Source organism: Streptomyces sp. NPDC050423 (assembly GCF_040655445.1).
GTDB lineage: Bacteria > Actinomycetota > Actinomycetes > Streptomycetales > Streptomycetaceae > Streptomyces.
The window spans coordinates 38,166-59,593 of sequence record NZ_JBFAJY010000036.1 but is presented as its reverse complement, the minus strand read 5'-3'; the positions used below and the strand labels follow the sequence as shown (position 1 = coordinate 59,593).

At 71.0% G+C, this 21,428-nt stretch carries 15 protein-coding genes; 1 reads left to right on the top strand and 14 read right to left on the bottom strand.

What is annotated here, in order from left to right; translation table 11 throughout:
• Positions 1-2 precede the first annotated feature (2 nt).
• The 4 genes from AB0I52_RS24650 to AB0I52_RS24635 form a co-directional block, all read right to left on the bottom strand.
• On the bottom strand, positions 3-1,064 hold the full coding sequence (locus AB0I52_RS24650; protein WP_363075952.1) for an ABC transporter permease: 1,062 nt from the start codon (positions 1,062-1,064) through the stop codon (positions 3-5).
• Positions 1,061-2,035 (bottom strand): ABC transporter permease, encoded by a 975-nt coding sequence (locus AB0I52_RS24645; protein WP_363075950.1) that lies wholly within the window; start codon positions 2,033-2,035, stop codon positions 1,061-1,063. Before AB0I52_RS24645 ends, AB0I52_RS24650 begins: the two co-directional genes overlap by 4 nt.
• Positions 2,032-3,735, bottom strand: coding sequence for a sugar ABC transporter ATP-binding protein (locus AB0I52_RS24640; protein WP_363075948.1), 1,704 nt, complete (start codon positions 3,733-3,735; stop codon positions 2,032-2,034). Before AB0I52_RS24640 ends, AB0I52_RS24645 begins: the two co-directional genes overlap by 4 nt.
• Positions 3,736-3,927: 192 nt before the next feature.
• Positions 3,928-5,013, bottom strand: a complete 1,086-nt coding sequence (locus AB0I52_RS24635) for an ABC transporter substrate-binding protein (protein ID WP_363075946.1) — start codon at positions 5,011-5,013, stop codon at positions 3,928-3,930.
• Positions 5,014-5,541: 528 nt separating this feature from the next.
• On the opposite strand from AB0I52_RS24635, the gene AB0I52_RS24630 reads away from it, so the two are divergent.
• Positions 5,542-7,989: an RICIN domain-containing protein gene (locus tag AB0I52_RS24630; protein ID WP_363075944.1), complete on the top strand. Its 2,448-nt coding sequence runs from the start codon at positions 5,542-5,544 to the stop codon at positions 7,987-7,989.
• A gap of 111 nt (positions 7,990-8,100) precedes the next feature.
• Here AB0I52_RS24630 and AB0I52_RS24625 read toward each other — a convergent pair whose 3' ends face one another.
• The 10 genes from AB0I52_RS24625 to AB0I52_RS24580 form a co-directional block, all read right to left on the bottom strand.
• Positions 8,101-8,613 (bottom strand): GNAT family N-acetyltransferase, encoded by a 513-nt coding sequence (locus AB0I52_RS24625; protein WP_363075942.1) that lies wholly within the window; start codon positions 8,611-8,613, stop codon positions 8,101-8,103.
• A 106-nt stretch (positions 8,614-8,719) separates the two neighbouring features.
• Positions 8,720-12,016, bottom strand: a complete 3,297-nt coding sequence (locus AB0I52_RS24620) for a LamG-like jellyroll fold domain-containing protein (RefSeq protein WP_363075940.1) — start codon at positions 12,014-12,016, stop codon at positions 8,720-8,722.
• A gap of 207 nt (positions 12,017-12,223) precedes the next feature.
• Entirely contained in the window at positions 12,224-14,662 is a 2,439-nt protein-coding gene (locus AB0I52_RS24615) for a GH92 family glycosyl hydrolase (protein ID WP_363075938.1), read from the bottom strand.
• Positions 14,663-14,897: 235 nt separating this feature from the next.
• On the bottom strand, positions 14,898-15,995 hold the full coding sequence (locus AB0I52_RS24610) for an NADH:flavin oxidoreductase/NADH oxidase (RefSeq protein ID WP_363075936.1): 1,098 nt from the start codon (positions 15,993-15,995) through the stop codon (positions 14,898-14,900).
• Between the two features lie 110 nt (positions 15,996-16,105).
• Positions 16,106-16,378, bottom strand: coding sequence for a DUF1876 domain-containing protein (locus AB0I52_RS24605; RefSeq protein ID WP_363075934.1), 273 nt, complete (start codon positions 16,376-16,378; stop codon positions 16,106-16,108).
• A gap of 64 nt (positions 16,379-16,442) precedes the next feature.
• A complete protein-coding gene (locus AB0I52_RS24600; RefSeq protein ID WP_363075932.1) occupies positions 16,443-16,835 on the bottom strand; it encodes a hypothetical protein in 393 nt (130 codons plus the stop codon).
• 37 nt (positions 16,836-16,872) lie between these two features.
• Positions 16,873-17,070 carry a hypothetical protein gene (locus AB0I52_RS24595; RefSeq protein WP_363075930.1) on the bottom strand — a complete coding sequence of 66 codons (198 nt, stop codon included), beginning with the start codon at positions 17,068-17,070 and terminating at the stop codon, positions 16,873-16,875.
• An 81-nt stretch (positions 17,071-17,151) separates the two neighbouring features.
• Complete coding sequence (locus AB0I52_RS24590; protein WP_363075928.1) at positions 17,152-19,548, bottom strand: glycoside hydrolase family 3 N-terminal domain-containing protein; 2,397 nt, start codon at positions 19,546-19,548, stop codon at positions 17,152-17,154.
• Positions 19,549-19,600: 52 nt separating this feature from the next.
• Positions 19,601-20,494 (bottom strand): carbohydrate ABC transporter permease, encoded by an 894-nt coding sequence (locus tag AB0I52_RS24585; RefSeq protein ID WP_363075926.1) that lies wholly within the window; start codon positions 20,492-20,494, stop codon positions 19,601-19,603.
• Positions 20,495-20,498: 4 nt separating this feature from the next.
• A complete protein-coding gene (locus AB0I52_RS24580; RefSeq protein WP_363075924.1) occupies positions 20,499-21,428 on the bottom strand; it encodes a sugar ABC transporter permease in 930 nt (309 codons plus the stop codon).

Below are 21,428 nucleotides of genomic sequence, written 5' to 3'. Positions count from 1 at the left end.
GTTCAGGTGGTTCTGCGGCTGCGCGCCAGATAGCGCTGGGCCACGACGACAACGATAAGGAACCCTCCGCTGACCACCGACTGGTACGAGGAGTTCAGCGAGCCGATCTGATTGATCAGATTCTGGATGACGGCGAGCAGCAGTACGCCCCAGAGCGTTCCGCTGATCGACCCGGCGCCGCCGATCAGGAGCGTGCCGCCGATGACGACGGCGGAGATCGCGTCGAGCTCCATGCCCACGCCGACGATGGTGACGCCGGACGACAGCCTGGCCGCGTTGAGCGCGCCGGCGAGTCCGGCCAGCAGTCCGCTGAGCGTGTAGACCAGCATCTTGGTACGGGCCACGGGCAGGCCCATCAGGGTGGCCGCGTCGCTGCTGCCGCCGACGGCGAACAGGGTCTGTCCGAACGAGGTGCGCTGCAGCAGCAGTCCGCCGATGCCGAACAGGGCGAGGGCGATCAGGATCGGGTAGCCGAAGCCCCACACACTCCCCTGCCCGAGCTCGGCGAAGGCCGATCCCTTGGGGACCAGGTAGGTGGTGGCGCCCTCGTCGGTGAAGGCGAGGAGTATGCCGCGGGCCCCCAGCAGGGTGGCGAGCGTGACGATGAACGGTGCCATCCCGGCGCGGGCGACGAGGAAGCCGTTGAGCAGTCCGATCGCGCCGCACACCACGAGTGGCACGAACAGTGCGGCCAGGAAGCCCCATTGGGAGGCCCAGGCGGCGAGCACGCCGCCCAGCGCGAAGACGGATCCGACGGACAGGTCGATGCCGCCGGTGATGATGACCATGGTCATGCCGAGGGCCACCACGGCGAGGAACGACGCCTGTACGGTCACGCCGCGGGCGTTGTCCAGGGTGGCGAACGTCGGGTAGATGAACGACGCGACGATCACGACCGTGAGCAGGACCGCGAGCACGCCCTGGCGCTGGAGGAGCCCGGCGAGCCGTTGGCCGAGCGGGGGTGGTGCGCCGGTTACGGGGCGGGGCGCGCCGCCGCCTGCCGCTGCGGGGGTCTTGCGCGGTGCCGGGGCCTGGGCCACCGGTGCGGGTGAGGTTTCGTTCATCGGGACCGACGCTCCCGGGCGACGTAGACGGCGGCGATGATGATGGCCGCCTGGGCGATCTGTGCGGTGGAGTCGGGCAGGTCGTGCTTGACGAGGGTGGCCCGCAGCAGCTGCATCAGCAGGGCGCCGGCGACCGTGCCGAGCACCCGGATGGAACCGCCGTTGAGCGGGGTGCCGCCGACCACGACCGCCGTGATGGCGGAGAGTTCCATGAGGGTGCCGAGCGAGGAGGGGTCGCTGGCGGTGAGCCTGGCGGTGGCGAGGATGCCGGCCAGTGCGGCGAACACCCCGCAGAGCACGTACACGCCGATCAGTACGCGGCGCACGGGCAGTCCGGCGAGGGAGGCCGCGGACCGGTTGCCGCCGATGGCGACGACCTGGCGGCCGAAGGTGGTGCGCTGGACCAGGAAGGCGACGGCGACCGCGAGGACGGCGGCGATGAGGACGACCAGGGGGATGCCGAGGAAGGATCCGGTGCCGAGCGAGAGCAGGTCGGGGTTGACGATCTGCTTGAGCTGACCGTCCGCCATGACGAGGGCCAGGCCGCGGCCGCCGACGAACAGGGCGAGTGTGGCGACGATCGGCTGGAGCCCGACGAGGGAGACCAGTGTGCCGTTGACCGCTCCGACGAGCGCACCGGCCAGCAGCGCCATGACGAGCGCGGGCACCAGCCCGTAGCCGAGGTAGAGCGGCAGGAGCGCGGCGGCCACCGCCATGGTCGACCCGACGGAGAGGTCGACGCCCTCGGTGCCGATGACCAGGGCCATGCCCAGGGCGACGATGACGATGGGTGCGACCTGGACGAGCTGGGTGCGGAGGTTGTCCGCGGTCATGAAGTGCTCGGTGAACAGGCCGTTGAAGAGGAGCACCACCGCGACGGCGAGGTACACGCCGTACTCCTGGTACCAGGCGGGGTCGCGCAGCCGCGCCAGCGGGCGGGCGGCGGGTGTGGAGAGCGTGGCCTGGGTCATCGGGGGTCCTCCTGAGCGGCCGGGGCCTTCCCTGCGGGCGCCGGTGAGTGGTCGGCGAGCACTTCGAGCAGATGGCTCTCGGCCACCTCGTCGCCCGCCAGTTCGCCCGCGACCGCGCCGCCGCGCAGGACGACGATGCGGTCGGCGCCCTCGATGAGTTCCTCGATGTCGGAGGAGATGAGCAGGACGGCGAGGCCTTCGCGGGCGAGGTCGTCGATGAGGCTCTGGACCTCGGCCTTGGCACCGACGTCGATGCCGCGGGTGGGCTCGTCGAGCAGCAGGACCTTGGGCTCCAGGCAGAGCCAGCGGGCCAGCAGGACCTTCTGCTGGTTGCCGCCCGAGAGCTCGCCGACCTTCTGCTCGGGGCTCGCCGCCTTGATCCGCAGCCGCTTCATGAAGATGTCTACGATGCGGTCCTGCTTGGCACGTGAGACGACACCGGCGCGGGAGAGGCGTGGCATCGCGGCCAGCACGATGTTCTCGCGGACCGAGAGACCGGGGACGATGCCCTCGGCCTTGCGGTCCTCGGGCAGCAGGCTGATGCCGGCCCGGATGGCGCCGGCGGAGGTGAGCCTGCGCAGGGTGCGTCCGCCGATCCCGATCTCACCGGAGTCCAGGTTCAGCGCACCGGCCAGCGCCTTCGCCGTCTCGCTGCGGCCGGAGCCGAGGAGTCCGCCGAGGCCGAGCACCTCACCGGCGTACAAGGACAGCGATATGTCGTGGAGTTGATGGTTGCGGGAGAGGCCGGTCGCGGTGAGCATCGGGGTGCGCGAGGCGTCGTGGCCCTCGGAGCCGAAGCTGGTGAGGCCGGAGCGGCGGACCTCGGCCATGTCGCGGCCGAGCATCATCGAGACGAGCTGCATCCGGTCGAGGTCGGCGAGGTCGCCGGTGTGGATGTGGCGGCCGTCGCGCAGCACCGTGACGCGGTCGCAGATCCGGTAGAGCTCGTCCATGCGGTGGCTGACGTAGAGCACCGCGATCCCGCGTGCGCGCAGGTCCTCGATGACCCGGAAGAGGGTCTCGACCTCGCGCGGCTCCAGCGAGGAAGTGGGCTCGTCCATGATGACGACCTGGGCGTTGACCGAGACGGCGCGGGCGAGGGCGACCATCTGCTGGGTGCCGATGCCCAGGGTGTGCAGGGGCCGCTTCGGGTCGACGCGTACGCCGAAGCCGTCGAGCAGTTCGGTGGTCTCGCGGTGCATACGGCCGAAGTCGATCAGGCCGAAACGGTTCTTCGGCTCCCGCCCGAGGAAGATGTTGCGTGCCACGCTCATCAGCGGGACGAGGTTCACCTCCTGGTAGATCGTGGAGATACCGGCCTGCTGCGCCTCGAACGGCCGGGCGAAGGCGATCGGTTGTCCGGTCAGCCGCAGCTCGCCCTCGTCGGGCTGGTACACCCCGGTCAGCACCTTGATCAGCGTGGACTTGCCGGCTCCGTTCTCCCCCACCAGCGCGTGGGTCTCGCCGGCGCGCAGGGAGAAGGAGACGTCGTCGAGGGCTACGACGCCCGGGAACCGCTTGCTCACCGAGCGCGCTTCGAGGACGGCCCCGGCCTGCGCGGGGGCCTTCTTCCCGTCGGCGGTCTCCTTCCCGGAGGTGGCCGGCGCGGTGGATTGCCCGGCGTCGGCGGCCGGTGTGGTTGCCTCCTTCGCGTCGGCGGCCGGCTCCGGCGGCTGCGGTACTGCTTCGGGTGGTGCCATGGCTGGTCTTGGCCTTCCGCTCTTCCAAGGGTGTGGGCCCGGTGGCCGCCGTGACGGGTGGGAACGTCACGGCGGCGGTGCGCCGCCGGGGGCCGGTGCGGGCCGGGCGGGGCGCGTACGGATCGGTACGCGCCCGGGTCCCGGCCCGGCGGTTCCCGCGCGGGCGTTACGGGCAGGTGGGGCCGGTCGCGGTCAGAACGCGCCGCCGAGCGAGGCCTTGGCGTTGGACTCGTCGTAGGCACGGTCGGAGATGATGACGTTCTCCGGGATCTCCTCGCCGCCGTAGAACTTCTGGGCGGTCGCGAAGGCCAGCGGGCCGAAGCGCGGGTTCGACTCGATGACGGCGTTGTACTCGCCGTTGACCAGGGCCTGGACGGCGTTGCGGGTGCCGTCGACGGAGACGATCTTGACGTCCTTGCCGGGCTTCTTGCCGGCCGCCTTCAGCGCGGTGACGGCGCCGAGACCCATCTCGTCGTTCTCCGCGTAGACGGCGGTGATGTCGGGCTTGGACTGGATGAGCTGCTCCATGACCTGCTGGCCCTTGTCGCGGGCGAACTCGCCGGTCTGCTGCGCGACGATCTTCAGGCCGGGCGCCTTGGCCTTGAGCTGGTCGACGAAGCCCTTGGTGCGGTCGGTGGTGACATTGTTGCCCGAGGCGCCGAGGAGGATGGCGACCTTGCCCTTGCCGCCGGTCGTCTTGATCATCGCGTCCGCCGCGCGCTTGCCCTGCTCGACGAAGTCGGAGCCGAGGAAGGCCACGTAGTCCTTGCACGCGGTGGAGTTGAGCTTGCGGTCGACGGTGAGGACCGGGACCTTCTTGGCGGCGGCGGCCTTCAGCGCCGGCTCCAGGCCGTCGGAGTTCAGCGGGGCGACGATGAGGAACTGGGCACCCTGGGACAGCATGTCCTGGATGTCGCTGATCTGCTTGGACAGCTGCGACTGGGCGTTGGTGGTGAGCAGCTTCTTGACGCCGACCTTCTTGGCCTCGTCCTTGATGGACTGGGTCTCGGCGATCCGGAACGGGTTGGCCTCCTTCTCCGACTGGGAGAAGCCGACCACCGCGTCCTTCAGGTCCAGCTTCGGAGACCCATAGGTCTGCAGCGAGCAGCCGGAACCGGAGGAGGTCTCGGGGGACTTGGCCGCCTGGGCGCCCTGGCTGCTGTCAGCGCTCGCGTTGTCCGAGCCCTCCGACTTGGAGCAGCCGGAGGCGGCCAGCGTGGCGGTGGCGGCGAGGAGGCAGGCCACGGCGAGGGTACGGGTTCGGCGCTGGATCATCATGCGCGGGAGCTCCTTGGCGGGTTGACGGCACACCGGCGGGCGTGCGGTCGGGCATGGCTGGACGATGCATCGGCCGCTCGGCGGCTGATGCCACTGCATTCCTCACGAACCCCGCCAGTGCTTCACGGGGGTGGGCCCCAGCTGCACGAACTGTGGTCGTGAGAGTCTGCACGGCCTCTCGGCGGCTCGGTTTACAACGTTATATAGGCGGCGCGGCACGGGCGGCAAGAGCGTTGTCGATGCGTTTCCAAAATGTGTCGGAGTCAGCCGTGACCGAACGGCGGCCCCGGCCCGCCGGATACCGCCGCACCCCTGGACAGCCGCTTGGCGCCGTGCTGTCATACCGCCGGCAGTAATTTTTCCAACGTTGCAAGAACCTTGCCGTGCAGCCCCTCCGGCCGCGACGGCACTCCTTGCCGTGCGCGCCCCCGGCATGCCCCGGACCGTGCGTCATGGCAGCCCGCACGTGTCATGCGCCTTCCCCGAGCCGGAGCCCCGCACGGCCGGCAGAGAGCAGGAGACCCCTCCATGCCCCTGAACCGCAGACAACTCATGGCAGGCGCGGTGGCCACGGCTGCCGCCACCACGGCGGCGACCGGCCGCTGGGCCACCACCGCGACCGCGGCCGAGCACCGGGCGAAACCGGCTCATGGCGGTCACTACTCGCCCAACGCCGCTCCCCTGCACCCGACGGCGTTCCTGAAACTGCCGCCGGGCCGGGTCACCGCACGCGGCTGGCTGGCCGGACAGCTGAAACTCCAGCTGGACGGCCTCTGCGGGCGGTACGAGGAGTTCTCGCACTTCCTCGACTTCGGCGCCACCGGCTGGGTCCGCCCCGAACTGGGCGGCTGGGAGGAGGTCCCGTACTGGCTGCGCGGGTACACCGACCTGGCGATCGTCACCGGTGACGCCGAGGCGCTGGCGGCCGTCCGCCGCTGGTTCGACGCGATTCTCGCCACCCAGCAGTCCGACGGCTTCTTCGGACCGAAGTCGCTGCGGACGTCACTGAACGGCGGCCCGGACTTCTGGCCCTTCCTGCCGCTGGTCCAGGCGCTGCGCTCCTGGCAGGAGTACTCCGGCGACACGCGCGTCATCCCGTTCCTCAGCAGGTTCTTCCGCTACATGAACGCCCAGGGGCCGGGTGCCTTCAACACCAGCTGGATCGCGCTGCGCTGGGGCGACGGCCTGGACAGCGTGTTCTGGCTCTTCAACCGCACCGGTGACACCTTCCTGCTGGACCTCGCCGACAAGATCCACGCGAACGGCGCCGACTGGGGTGACAACCTGGTCAACCCGCACAACGTCAACATCGCGCAGGGCTTCCGCGAGCCCGCCCAGTACGCGCTGCGCAGCGGTTCGGCCCAGGACACCCGCAACACCTACGGGACGTACGGCAAGGCCATGGACCAGTACGGCCAGTTCCCGGGCGGCGGCTTCGCCGGGGACGAGAACGCGCGCCCCGGGCACGGCGACCCCCGGCAGGGCTTCGAGACCTGCGGGATCGTCGAGTTCATGGCCAGTCACCAGCTGCTCACCCGGATCACCGGCGATCCGCTGTGGGCCGACCGCTGTGAGGAGCTGGCGTTCAACTCGCTGCCGGCCTCGCTGGACCCCTCGGGCAGAGCGGTCCACTACATCACCAGCGCCAACAGCGTCGATCTGGACAACGTCGCGAAGAAGGACCGGCAGTTCCAGAACGGCTTCGCCATGCAGGCGTTCCTGCCCGGCGTCGACCAGTACCGCTGCTGCCCGCACAACTACGGCATGGGCTGGCCCTACTTCACCGAGGAGCTCTGGCTCGCCACTCCCGACGGGGGGCTCGTCGCCGCGATGTACGCCGCCTGCGAGGTCACCGCGAAGGTCGCCGACGGCACCGAGGTCACCTTCACCGAGGAGACCGGCTATCCGTTCACGGACACGGTCACGCTGCGCCTGAAGGCGCCCGCGCGGCTGCGCTTCCCGCTGGTGCTGCGGGTGCCCGCCTGGTGCGACGCCCCGGAGATCGAGGTGAACGGGCGCCGCGTGGACGCCCCCGCCGGTCCCGCCTTCACCCGCGTCGAGCGCACCTGGTCCGACGGCGACAAGGTGACCCTGCGCTTCCCGCAGACGACCACCGTCCGCACCTGGGGGCGGAACCACGGCTCCGTCAGCGTGGACCGCGGCCCGCTCACGTACTCCCTGCGGATCGGTGAGGAGTACCGGCGCATCGGCGGCACCGACCGGTTCCCGGAGTACGAGGTGCATGCCACCGGTCCGTGGAACTACGGGCTCGTCCTGGACGGGAGGAAGCCGGCCGCCTCGCTGCGCCCCCACCCGGTCCGCCACCTCAGGGACGCCAACCCGTTCACCCTCGACGGCACCCCGCTGACCATGACCGCGCGGGCCCGCCGGATCCCGGAGTGGACCGCGGACGACGAACACGTCGTCAGCCCGCTCCAGGACAGTCCGGCCCGCAGCACGGAGCCGGTGGAGGAGGTCACGCTCGTCCCCATGGGGGCGGCGCGGCTGCGCATCACCTCGTTCCCGACGGCCGGTCCCGGCGGCTCGCCCTGGCTGACCGACGGCTGGTACCGCGTCCGCAACCGGCATTCCGGCAAGGTGCTGGGCGTGGACAACATGTCGACCGCCGACAGCGCCCACGTCGTCCAGTTCGACGACAACGGCACCGACGACCACGACTGGCGGCTCGTCCCCGAGGGCGACGGCTGGTACCGCATCCGCAACCGGCACTCGGGCAAGGTGCTGGGCGTGGACAACATGTCGACCGCCGACAGCGCCCACGTCGTCCAGTTCGACGACAACGGCACCGACGACCACCTCTGGCAGCTCGTCCCGGACGGCGACGGCTGGTACCGCATCCGCAACCGCAACTCGGGCAAGGTCCTGGGCGTCGACAACATGTCGACCGCCGACAGCGCCCACGTCGTCCAGTTCGACGACAACGGCACCGACGACCACCTCTGGCAGCTCGTCTGACCCTCGGCGTTCCACGCACTCCCCGTACCGCTCCCCGCGCACTGCGCCCGACGGCCCGGACGCGACGCGAAGGCGTCACGTCCGGGCCGTCGGTCCGTCACGGCCGGCGCGCTACCGCGTCGCACCGGCCGGTGCGACGTACGTGTGCAGCAGCGCGGTGCGCCCGTCGGCCGTCGTCCAGTCGCCGGAGCGGCTGGAGACGAGGCGCCATCCGGCACGCTCGTAGAGCGCCACGGCGCCGCCGCAACCGTCCTCCACCTCCAGGACCAGCCGCAGACCGCCGGCTGCCGCAGCTGTCGTCGCGGTCGCGAGCAGCGCACCGGCCACTCCGCGCCGCCGGGCCGATGCCGTGGCGAACAGCCGTGACACCGAGGCCAGTCCGTCCGGCGGGAGCCCGGCCTCGGCCGCCATGGCATGGCCGGCCCCGGTGAGTGCGACATGCCCCAGGACGTCGGCGCCGTCCACGGCCACCCAGACGTCGAGCAGGCCCGCGGGTGTCAGCCAGCCTCCCGGGTCGGCCGGCCACCGGGCCGGGTAGCGGTCCGCCTCGTGCACCGTGGCCAGCGCCTCGACGCACGCCTTCATGTCGTCGTCGCGGCGGCGACGGATCTCGGGCTCTTCCATCCCCCGATCCTCACACGGCGCCCGGACCGGACGGGCTGCCGGGGCATGGCGCTGCCTGCCGCCACAGCTGTGCGACGGCAGGCAGCGGGTCACCGTGCCGGACGGTCTACGGCTGTTCGGCGCCGTGCAGCTTGCTCACCTCGTCCGCGGTGAGGGCCTTGTCGTACACCCTGACCTGGTCGATGGAGCCGTTCCAGAAGTCGCCCTTCTCGCCCGCGTACTGCGCACGGCCCACGGAGAGCGGGCCGGTGCTGACGTCCGCGGAGCCGGCCGGAGCCGTGGCCGCGAGGCTGCCGTCGACGTACAGCTTCAGCTCGTCGCCGTCGCGCACGCCCACCAGGTGGTACCACGTGCCGGTCTCGGGCGTCATCTCCGCCCGCGCCCGCTTCCCGCCCGGCGTGCTGAACGCGAACGCGCCCTGTCCGTACTGGAGATAGAACGGGTTCTCCGTGCGGCGGCCGTCCTGGCTGACCACCGTCGCGTAGTTTCCGGGCAGCGCGTCGAGCGAGGCCCAGGCCGAGACGGTGTAGTCGCCGGTGGTGTCGAGGACCGGGCCCGCCGTCTGGGCGTACTGTCCCTCGCCGTTGAACTTCAGCGCGGAGCCCTGGACGCCGGGCGTCCAGGTGGTGCCGGCGGAGAGGGTGAGCGGGAGGCGGTTGGGGCCCTGGTCGCTCGCCTTGGTGCCCTTGCCCTCGTCGAGGTTCCAGGCGGCGCCGCCCTTCACCTCGTCGCGGTGGCCGGCGGCCGCGCCGGCCGCGATGACCTGCTCGTTGATCTGCCGGACCTTCTTGGCATCGACCTTGATCTCTCGCCGGTCGTAGGTGTAGAGGCCGTTCAGCTCGTTCTCCAGGTCGCTGACCTGGGTGTACACCGAGCCGGACAGTTCGGCGCCGGCGGCCGCCAGGTAGTACGTACGCGTGTTGTCGACGTACTTGGCCGTGAGGGCGTCCTTGTCCGCGACCCCGCTGTAGATCGCCGCGGGGGCACCGGGCCACATGTGGCCGGCGGTACGGAGCGTGAAGCCGCCGTGCTCACCGTCCATCGCCGCCCGGTCGTCCGGGAACGGTGCGTCGTTGTTGACGTAGTCGTGGTGGTCGATGATGTCGCCCTTGCCCGAGTCACCCTTGGACGAGCAGCAGTTGACACCGCTGTGCGCGTTGACGACGCGGGAGGGGTCGGCGGCCTTGACCGCCTCGGTGATCTTGCCGGTCTCGGTGCGGTCCCACTCGCCCCAGCCCTCGTTGAAGACGATCCAGCCGCCGATCGAGGGCGAGTTGTGGAGCTGCTCCATCATCTGCTTGCCCTGCGAGAGGAAGGCCTGCTGCCCCTTCTCGCCGGTGATGTCGGAGGAGACGAAGTCCTGCCAGACCAGCAGGCCGAGCTGGTCCGCGTGGTAGTACCAGCGCGCCGACTCCACCTTGATGTGCTTGCGCACCGCGTTGAAGCCGAGCTTCTTCTGCGCCTTCAGGTCGAAGGTCAGCGCGGCGTCGCTCGGCTGGGTGTAGAGGCCGTCGGGCCAGAAGCCCTGGTCCAGCATGGCGAGGGAGAAGAACGGCTTCCCGTTGAGCACCAGCTTCTGGTAGCCGCCGACCTTCTGGACGCCGAGGGAGCGCATGCCGAAGTAGCTGTCGACGGTGTCCTTGGAACGGCCGTCGGTGAGGGTGACCTCCAGGTCGTACAGGTAGGGGTCGTCCGGGGTCCAGAGGTGCTGCTTCTTGACGGGCAGGCTCAGTGCCTGGTTCGCCGGGCCGGTGACCGTGCCGACGACCTTGCCCTTCTTGTCCCGGGCGACGGCCTTGATCCGCGCACCGGCCGAGGCGTCGGCGGAGTTGACCGTCAGGGCGAGACGGCCCTTGTCGATGTCGGGGGTGGTCGTCAGGGTGTCCACCGAGGCGGGGGCGACCGGCTCCATCCAGACGGTCTGCCAGATACCGGAGGACGGTGTGTAGACGATGCCGCCGGGGTTGCGGGACTGCTTGCCCTTCGGCTGGTCGTCACCGGTGGTGTCGGTGACCGCGACGACGATCTCCTGCGGGCCGCTGCCCTTGACCGCGTCGGTGATGTCGGCGCTGAAGGAGGTGTAGCCGCCGGTGTGCTCGGCGACCTGCTTGCCGTTGACCCAGACGCGGGCCCGGTAGTCGACGGCGCCGAAGTTGAGCTTCAGCCGGTTGCCGTCCTTGCCCTGCTTGCCCTTGCTCCCGCCCTGGTCCACGGACCACTTCTTCGGCACGGTGACGAGCTTGCGGTAGAACATGTGGTCTTCGTGGCGTTCGAGACCGGAGAGCTGCGACTCGACGGGGAACGGCACGGTGATCCGCTCGCCGAGCTTCTTCCCGAACACGGGCTGCTCGCCCGCCGCGGCTCCGGCGAACTCCCACGGGCCGTTGAGGTTCTGCCACTGGTCGCGGACCTGCTGCGGCCGCGGATACTCGGGCAGCGGGTGGTTGCGGTCGAGCTTGTCGCCCCAGGTCGTGGTCAGCCGGTGCGTGGACAGGTTCCTGGCCGTGCGGCTGATCTCGGGGACGGCCTTGCCGCCTGCGGTCAGGCCGCCCTTGCCGTCGTACGCGACGCGGACCTGCTGGCCCTTCTGGACGGGCGCGGCCAGGGTGATGGTCAGCGCCTTGGCGTTGCCGGACGCACGGGCCACGGACTTCACCGGGATCGGCGAGGTGTCCGCCTCGATCCTGAGGTGGTCCTTCACCTGGGAGAACGTGCCGACCTTGTCGTCGAACGCCGCCTGGAGCCGCTGTCCGTCGCCCTCGACGCTCAGCCCGACCGGGTAGACCTCGAAGTCGGCCGGCGGGGTGAAGGCCGACTCGGGCACGATCTGCTTCGGGAGCTTCGCGCTGGACCAGCGCAGGAACATGTTGGCGCCGCCGGTGTCCTGGAACATCTCCAGCTTGAACTCGTGCGGCTCGCCGGCCTTCAGCGCGACCGGCTCGCTGGTCTGCTCGTTGTCCCAGTCGGGCTCCCAGTGGTCGATGACCGCCTTGCCGTCGATGAAGAGCCGGAAGCCGTTGTCACCGCTCGCGGAGAAGGTGTAGTCGCCGGTCTCGGGCGCCTGGATGCTGCCGGTCCAGCGCGCGGTGGTGTTCTCGGTCCGGCCGGTCGTCGACTCGAACGTGCCCGTGAGGCCCGGGAAGTTGATCTCCGGGTCGAGGGCGACTCCGCCGAGCTTGTCGAAGTCCCTCGCGCCGGGCGCGGACATGCTGAAGTACTCGCCCTTCAGCCCGTGCACGGCGGTGGCCGGGTTGTCGGCCCCCGTCACGGAGGCGGCAGCGGAGGCAGGGGCCGGGGCGGCAGCGGCGGCGGGGACCAGGGTGGCCCCGACGGGTATCAGCAGCGCGGCGGCGCAGGCCACCGTTCTGAACAGAGCGCGGGGTCGGGGCGTTTGTCGTCTCAAGGCGTCGTCCTGTCGAGAGAGCTGAAGTGCCTCAAACCTGTGAGGCACAGCACATAATCGAACATTGAGCCACAGCACCAAACGCAAAACAACAGTCGTGCACGGAGAATTTTCAACGATAGAAAGATTGGGTGGCCACGGGCCGTCCCCGCATGGCGGCGGGCCCCCGCGATCGGTCGCGGGGGCCCGCCGCCCGGTTACCGCGCGCTACCGCGGCAGCCCCGAAGGGCTCGTGGCCCAGGAAGTGTTCGCCTTGGCGGAGAGGCGGTAGGCCAGCGTGCCGCCCCTCGCGAGCAGGCTCGCGTCCGTCCACGAGCGGTCGCTCCGCCTGCCGTTGACCGTCACCGCGTCGATGTACGCGTGCGTGGCGTCGGCGGCCGGGGCGGTGATCGTGATGTCCCTGCCGTGCGGGCGGTCGATGACGGCCCTCGGGAACAGCGGGGCACCCAGCAGCATGGCACCGCCGCCCGGGGACTGCGGGTACAGTCCCAGCGCGGAGAAGACGTACCAGGCGGACATGGTGCCCAGGTCGTCGTTGCCGGGCAGACCCCTCGGGCCCGTGCCGTAGACCGTGTTCAGGATCTCGCGGACGGTCGCCTGCGTCTTCCACGGCTGCCCGAGCGCGTTGTACAGCCAAGGGGCGTGGATTCCGGGCTCGTTGGTGGGGTCGTAGCGCACCGAGTCGCCGCCCTTCACCGACCAGGAGCCGTCCGCCTTGTGGAAGAAGCCGTCGAGGCGCTGCGCCGCGACGTCCCGGCCGCCCATCGCCTCGGCCAGCCCCTGGACGTCCTGCGGAACCATCCAGGTGTACGTGGCGCTGGTGCCCTGCGCGAAACCGAGTTCGCTGCCCGGAGCGAACGGGGAGACCCAGGAGCCGTCGAGGTCGCGCGCCTGGATGTAGCCGTTGGTGCCGGCCCCGTCGGTGGCCGCGGCGTTGAACACGTTGCGCCACCAGCCGCCGCGCTCCTTGAACGCCTTGGCCTCCTCGTCGCGGCCGAGCAGTGCGGCCCAGCGGCCGAGCGCGTCGTCGGCGACCGCGTCCTCCAGGGTCTCGGCGGCGCCGCCCCAGCAGTGGCAGACGTCCTGCGGCGCGTAGTGGGACTCCAGGTACTGGGCCAGATTGGGCCGCTGGCCGGTGCACTGGCCCGGACAGCCGGCGTCCGAGAGACCGTCGTCGACGGGGACGGTCGCCTGGCGCGCCAGCGACTCGTAGGCGCCCACGTAGTCGAAGTTCCGTACCCCCATGGCGTAGAACGTGGCGAGGGTGGCCGCGGTGGGGTCACCGGTCATGACATGGGTGGCGCCGTTGATGTGCACCCAGCGGTCCCACACGCCGCCGTTCTGCCGGGCGAAGTTGTGGAGCGACTGGGCGAAGTCCCCGGCAATCTCCGGTTTGAGCAGGGCCAGCAGCTGTATCTGCGCCCGGTACTGGTCCCAGCCGGAGAAGTTGCTGTACTGCGCACCCTGTCCACGCTCCACCCGGTGCGGTGCGCCGTCCATGCCCGGGTAACGGCCGTCGGTGTCGCTGATGACGTTGGGCTGCATCAGGGAGTGGTACAGCGCGGTGTAGAAGGTGGTGCGCTGCGCCTCGGTGCCGCCGCCCGTGCGTACGGAGTTCAGCTCCCGGTCCCAGGTCCGGCTCGCGGCGGCCGCCACGTCGTCCACCCCGGCGTGCGGGGCGATCTCGGTGCGCAGGTTGGCCTCGGCGCCGGCCTGGCTGACGTAGGAGATGCCGATCCGCATGTGGACATCGTTGTCGGAGGCGGTGTCGAAGCCGACCCAGCCACCCGATCCGCGGCCGGCCCGGTCCGCTCCGGTGGCGTAGCCCTCGCCGCCGCTGCCGGTGGTCGAGCCCGGGGCGAGTGTGCCGTCCTTCCAGGTGCCGGTGGTGGAGAAGGCACGGTCGAAGGAGGCGGTGAAGTAGAGCCGGTAGTAGCTCTTGCGGTTGTTGGTACCGCCGTTGGCCCGCCGTCCGCAGAACGCGCCGGTGAGGACCGAGCCGGTGACCTTGCGGTGCGCGGGGTCGATCTCGACCTGGGCGTCCTCGCTGCCGTTGAGCGAGTTCGAGACCCGGAAGAGGAGATTGGCGGGTTTGCCGGCCGGGAAGCCGAAGTCGGCCACGCCCGCGCGGCGGCTCACGGCGAGGTCCGCGGTGGCTCCGGAGTCGAGGCCGACCGTGTAGCGGCCCGGGACGGCGCGCTCCTCGTCGTGCGAGAAGTCCGCGGCGTAGACGGCGTCCTTGGTGTCGGCCGACGGAGAGGAGGTGACCTCCCCGACGAACGGCATGATCGGGATGTCACCGGCCGCGCCCGGGTCGCACCCGGCGCCGTTGACGTGGGTGAGGCTCAGCCCGCGCAGCCGCGTGGTGTCGTACTGGTACCCGTTCGCGGCGCCGGTGCCCGTCTGGTCGCCCTTGGTGCTCGTGGGCGACCAGGCGATCATGCCGTTCGGGAGGGTGGCGCCGGGAAAGGTGTTGCCGCCGTTGGCGCTGCCGATCAGCGGGTCCACATAGGCGGTGGGGCGGGCGGTGGGGGTCGCGGCCTCGGCGGCCGGGGGCAGGACTGCGGCGGCGAGTGCGCCGGTGACGAGTACGGCGGCTGTTCGCGCGGCGAGACGCCGGGCCGCGGGCAACGGTCTGGTGGGCATGCAGCGGTACCTTCCAGGGAGTTCGGACAACGTTGTCTTCGTCCGAGGTACGGCCGGCGACAACGGTGATCGATTCGCGGCCGAGCGTAGATCCCCCTGGCGCGGGAGGGAATGCCTCAGCCGTCATCCCTGATGAATGTGCGGTGAACGGATGCCGCGGCCACCCCACCCTGTACGCGCCGTCGGGAGACGGCGGGCCCGGACGCGCGCAGAGGGCGGATGGCCGCGGGTGCCGTCAGATCGCGTAGCCGTACTGCTCGGGGGCGCGCACCGTGCCGCTCAGCTCGCGCGCCGCGTACCGCGCCCACGACGGGCTGCGCAGCAGTTCGCGTCCGAGGAGGACGGCGTCCGCGCGGCCCTCGGTGAGGATCTTCTCGGCCTGCTGGGGATCGGTGATCAGGCCCACGGCCGCGACGGGCAGACCGGTCTCCCGCTTCACGCGCTCGGCGAAGGGGACCTGGTAGCCGGGCCCGGTCGCGATGCGGGCACGGGGGGCGTTCCCGCCGGTGGAGACGTCCAGCAGGTCCACTCCGTGGTCCCGGAGTTCGCCGGCCAGCCGCACGGTCTCGTCGGCGGTCCAGCCCTCGCGCTCGTCCTCGGCGTTCTCGGTGAGCCAGTCCGTCGCGGAGACGCGGAAGAGGACGGGCAGGTCCTCGGGCCACACCTCCCGCACGGCGTCGACGACCTGGAGTGCGAACCGGACGCGGTTCTCGTGGCTGCCGCCGTACTCGTCGGTGCGCTTGTTGCTGTGCGGGGAGAGGAACTGCCCGATGAGGTAGCCGTGCGCACCGTGCACCTCCACCACCTCGAAGCCCGCGTCCAGCGCGCGGCGCGCGGCCTCGCGGAAGTCGGCGACGACGCCCTGGATCTCGTCGGCGGTCAGCTCGTGCGGCACGGGGTGACCGGTGTCGAACGGCAGCGGGCTGGGCGCGACGGGCGTCCAGCCGTGCGCGTCGGGGCCGACCGGGCCGCCGCCGGCCCAGGGGGCGGCGGTCGAGCCTTTGCGCCCGGCGTGCGCCAGCTGGATTCCGACGGCCGAGCCCTGCGCCTTGACGAAGTCGGTGATCCGGCGGAACGCCGCTACCTGGGCGTCGTTCCAGATGCCGAGGTCGGCCGGACTGATCCGGCCCTCGGGGCTGACTGCGGTCGCCTCGGTGAGGATGAGCCCGGTGCCACCGGTGGCGCGGGCCGCGAGATGGGCGAAGTGCCAGTCGGTGGGCACGCCCGCTTCGGGCCCCACCGGTTGGGCGCTGTACTGGCACATCGGCGCCATCCACACCCGGTTGGGCACGACAAGCGACCTCAGGGTGAAGGGCTCGAAAAGGGCACTCACGACGGACTCCGTTTCGCCGGGTACGGAAGGATCGCTAGTACGATACTCCTCGTACTACGACGTCCGTCAAATTACGACGCCTCCCGTACAAGAGCTCCGAGCCCCGCCGCTCAGGTCAGCGGGTAGGACGTCCGGCCGGACTCCTCGTCGATCTCGTCGTGGGCCTTCGTCAGCAGCTTCATCGCCAGCTCGTTGAGCGCGCGGGCGCCTGCGATCTCCTCACCCACCCGGGGCTGTTCGGAGTCCGCGGGGTGCCGGCTGGCATAGCCGTGGGCGCGTACCTCACTCCCGTCGGAGAGCCGCACCAGAGCGGCGGCGCGGGTGCGGTGGGTGTCCTCCTCGAATTCCAGCTCGATGTGCCATCCGACAACGGTCTGCGTCATGGTGCTCACCTCCGGAGCCTCTGCCTCCAGGGTGCGCCCCTTCCGCCGGTGATGCGCGGCGGAATCAGTGCGCCCGGCGCCCGCGGCGGCGCAGGTCGATGCGGGCGTCCGCGTCGTACAGCTGGTTCCAGCCGCGTCCGGCGCCCGACTTCCAGGTGACGTGGACGGTGGCCCCGTCGGTCCTGACCCCGTCCACCGTCATCGCACGGTCGCCGTCTCGTACGTCCCCGCGGCGCAGCTCGTCCGCCCTGACCGTGACGGGGTCCGCCGAGCGCACGCTCTCGACCTCGTCCGCCGCGAGGCCGAGAGCGGCGGCCAGTTCGCGGGCCCGGTCCGGGGTGCAGATCAGCGAGAGCTCTCCCGACGGTGTGCCGAGCCTGATCTCGACCCCCGCGCCGACCGGGGTCACCTCCAGGTGTCCGGCCGGCGCACCGCTCTCCTCGTTCGCGTTGTTCATTCGCTCTGTTCTCCCCTTGCCCGGACTTCCCGGATCCTCAGTACGGCCGGAGGCTATCCGTCGGGCCCAGGCAGCCGGGCTCGGTGCCGCCGGTGTCGATCACCGGGTTCTGGAGCACCACCGTCGGATCGGCCATCCAGAATTTGAGCACACGCACACCGGCGGCGGCGATGTGGTGCACCGTACTGGTGATGTTGACGTTGCGGAGGCGCGAGGGGCCCGCTGCCGGACACATGCCGAAAGTTTCGTGCACCTCCCCGCACATCCGGCGGGGAGGTCCAGCGGGCAGGACGTGCGGGTCCGCGGGCGAGGCCGGTCAGTACGCGGCGGGCTCGACCGAAGCGCCGCAGACGAGCCGCCGCCGGTGGTCGACGGTCCGCTCGGGCCCGGTGAGCCGCAGCCGCACCGTCCGGCGCACGCCGGTGGCTGCACTGGACGTGGCGAGCCGCAGTTCGAGCTCGCCGGGCTCGACGACGCGACGGCCGCCGATGCCGGTGAAGGACGCCAGGTCCGCGTGGAAGCGGAACCGGACCCTGGCTGCCGCACCGGCGGCGAGCGGCACCCGTGCGTAGCCGATCAGCCGGGCCTGGGGGCGGGTCGTCTGGGCGACCGGGTCGTGGACGTACAGCTGCACCACCTCGGCGCCCTCGCGGTCACCGGTGTTACGGACCGTGAGTTCGATGTCGGCCGAGCCGTCGGTGGGGATCTCGGCCGGGGCCGGACCGCCCGGCTCCCAGTCGAAGGAGGTATACGACATGCCGTGGCCGAAGGGGTAGAGCGGCGTCGGGTCCAGATTACTGACCCCGCTCGCCAGCCCCAGCGGCGGCTGCAGATACGTCCACGGCTGACCGCCCGGACCCTTCGGTACGCCGACCGGCAGCCGGCCGGAGGGGTTGACCCGGCCGGAGAGCACCCCGGCCAGCGCCGGACCGCCCTCCTCGCCGGGGAAGAAGGCCTGCACGACGGCGGCCGCCCGGTCCGCCCATCGCCCCAGCGCGTACGGGCGGCCGGTCAGCAGCACCAGGATCACCGGGGTGCCACCGGCCAGCAGGGCGTCCAGCAGCTCGCCCTGGACGCCGGGCAGCGAGAGGTCGGACGCGTCGCAGCCCTCACCGGAGGTGCCGCGGCCGAAGAGACCGGCCCGGTCACCGAGGACGGCGACACACACATCGGCGTCCCCGGCCAGCCGGACGGCATCCGGAATCCCGGACGCGTCCGTGCCGTCCACCTCGCAGCCCGCGGTGAACTCGACGCCCGCGCCGGGGAATTCGCCGCGCAGCGACTCCAGCACGGTCGGCACGTCGATCCCCATCGCGGTCTCGGGGTGCGAGACGCCGACATGGCTGGGGAAGGAGTAGCAGCCGAGCATGGCCAGCGCGTCGTCGGCGCGGGGTCCGACCACCGCGATCCGGCCGGTGCCGCGCAGCGGCAGCGCGCCACCGGGGTTGGCGAGCAGCACACAGGCCTGCTCGGCGAGTTCCCGGGCCAGTGCCCGGTTCTCCGGCGGGTCGAGGTCGACGGTGTCCCGGGCCCGCTCGGGGTCCGTGCCGCACAGGGCGGTGGGCAGCGGCGACCAGTCGGGGTCGAGCAGGCCGAGTTCGCACTTCTGCAGCAGTACGCGGTGCAGGGCCCGGTCGACGAGTTCCTCGGCCACGGTTCCGTCCCGTACGGCGTCGACGAGGGCGTCGCCGTAGCTGCGGACGGTGGGCAGTTCCACGTCGACCCCGGCGCCCAGGGCGAGCCGGGCGGCGTCCGCGCGGTCGGCGGCGACCTTGTGGAGGGTCTCCAGGAAGCCGATGCCGAAGTAGTCGGCGACGACGGTCCCGGTGAACCCCCAGGTGTCCCGGAGCAGTTCGGTGAGCAGGACGGGGTCGGCCGCCGAGGGCACTCCGTCGACCTCCGCGTAGGAGGACATCACCGAGCGGGCACCGCCCTCGCGCAGCGCCATCTCGAAGGGCGGGAGGGTCACATCGGCCATTTCTCGGGCCCCGGCCCTGACCGGCGCGAGATTGCGGGCTCCGGCGGACGCCGCGTACCCGGCGAAGTGCTTGAGGGTGGCGACGATGCCGGCGGACTCCAGTCCGCGGACGTACGCCGTGCCGATGGTCCCGACGAGGTAGGGGTCCTCGCCGATGGTCTCCTCGACACGGCCCCAGCGCAGGTCGCGCGCCACGTCCAGGACCGGCGCCAGCCCCTGGTGGACACCGACCGAGCGCATGTCGCGGCCGATCCGGTGGGCCATCTCGGTGACCAGTTCCGGGTTCCATGACGCGCCCCACGACAGCGGCACGGGGTAGGCGGTGGCGCCCCAGGCGGTGAAGCCGGCCAGACACTCCTCGTGCGCGATGGCCGGGATGCCGAACCGTCCGGCCCCGGCGATCCGGCGCTGGGCGCGGGCCAGGGCAAGCGCCCCGACCCCGGCGTCGACGGGGGCGGTGCCGAACGGCCGGGTGAGCTGGCCGAGGCCGCGGGTGGTGAGCTCGTCCCAGTCGACGGGGTCGACCATGTCGTTCTGGTGCGGTGCGACCCCGTCGCCGTCGGCGTCGGCGCCCACCCAGATTCCGTACAGCTGGGCGGCCTTCTCCTCCAGGGTCATCCGGGGGACCAGGTCGGCCACCCGTGCCTGCGGGGTGAGCGAGGGGTCGCGCCAGGGACCGTCGGCGGCCGGGGCCGCCTCGGTCCGGCGGGCGTACGGGACAGCGGGGATTGCCATGGGGGCAGGGGTTCCTCTCATGAGTGCGGTGGTGCGGGGCGGCATGGGTGCGCTATTTGCCGCCCACCCCCATCAGTCCGTTGACCAGCGCCCTGCGCGCCACGAGGTACACGGCGAAGATGGGCACGACGGAGAGCACGATCGCCGCCAGTACGGCGGGGATGTTCACTCCGAACTGGGACATGAAGTTGAAGAGACCGAGCGTCAGGACGCGCTGCTCCTCCGACTGCGTGAGGATCAGGGGGAAGAGGAATCCGTTCCAGGCCTGCAGCGCCGAGAAGATCGCCACGGTGCTGATGCCGGCCTTGGACATCGGGATGGCGAGCTGCCACAGCATGCGCAGGGGTGTGGCTCCGTCGAGCGCCATCGCCTCGTACATCTCCTCGGAGACGTCCCGCATGGTGCCGCTCAGGACCAGCACGGCCACCGGCATCGCGAAGGCCGCGGTCGGCAGGATGATCGCGGGCAGGGTGTCGTAGAGGCCCATCTTGCCGATCAGCAGGTACAGCGGCACGATCACGGCCTGCGCCGGGATGGCCACGCCGAGCAGGAAGGTCCGGAAGGCGAGCGAGGAGAGCCGGCTGCGCGTGCGCACCGCGACATAGGCGACGGGCACCGAGAGGACCACCACGATCGCCACGGTGGAGGCGGCGACGATCGCGGTGTTGCCCAGCAGTGTGAAGAAGCCGCTGTGCAGCACGGTGTTGTAGTTGTCCAGCGTCGGGTCGGCCGGGAACGCCAGCGGATCGCCGCTCAGCGCCTCGTCCTGGTGCATCAGAGACGAGGAGACCAGCGTGTACAGCGGTACGACGACGATGACGAGCCAGACCAGCGAGCCGAGGCCGGCCAGCGGGTTCCCCCGCTTCCTGCGCCGGCGGGCGGCCTTGCCCCCGGCCCGGAACGCGGGCGCCGTGGGCGGCGCCGCACGACGAGTGTCGACTGACATGACGTCACATACCTTCCCGGGTCGACCGCATGGTGCCGAAGCCGCTGAAGCGCACCAGAATCAGTGACAGACCCGTGGCGACGACCACCAGGGCCGTGGCGATGGCCGCGGCGTAGCCGAGGTCGTAGGTCTGGAAGCCGGTGCGGTACATCAGGTAGGGCAGGATCGTGGTGTCCGTGCCCGGACCGCCCTTGGTCATGATCAGCACGGTGTCGAAGTACGTCAGCGAGCCGACGATCATCAGGACCGACGAGGTCGTGATGGTGTTGCGCAGCTGCGGCAGGGTGATGTGGAAGAACTGCCGCAGCATCCCTGCGCCGTCGATGGCGGCCGCCTGGTAGAGCACCTCCGGGATCTGCCGGGCGCCGCCCTGGTAGATCAGGGTGTGGAACGGCATGAACTGCCAGCCGCCGACGAAGGCCACGGTGAGCAGGGCGCCGGTGGACGAGCCCATGATGTTTGGGTCGATGCCGAACCAGGGGCCGATCTGCTTGATCACACCGAAGTTGGGGTCGAGCAGCGCGTGGAAGAGCATGGCGATGGCGGTGGTGGAGAGCAGCAGCGGGATGAAGAAGACCGCGGAGAGGAAGGTCCGGCTGCGCTGCCTGCCGGCCGCCCAGACGCCCAGCAGCAGCGCCACCGGGGTCTGGAAGGCCCAGCTGACGGAGGTGAGCACCAGGCTCAGCCAGGCGGCCTGACGGAACTCGTGGTCCTTGAACAGCCGGGTCCAGTTGTCCATGCCGACCGGGGCCGGGGAGTTCAGCCCGTCCCAGCGGCAGAAGGACAGATAGACGGCGATCGCCAGCGGGACGATCGCGAAGACGGCGAAGAAGAGGATGCCGGGCAGGGCCCAGCCGACCGGCGGGCGGCCGACGTTGCCGACGACCGCCTTCCTTCCTCCACGCACCTTGGTGTACGGAGAGACGTGGGACAT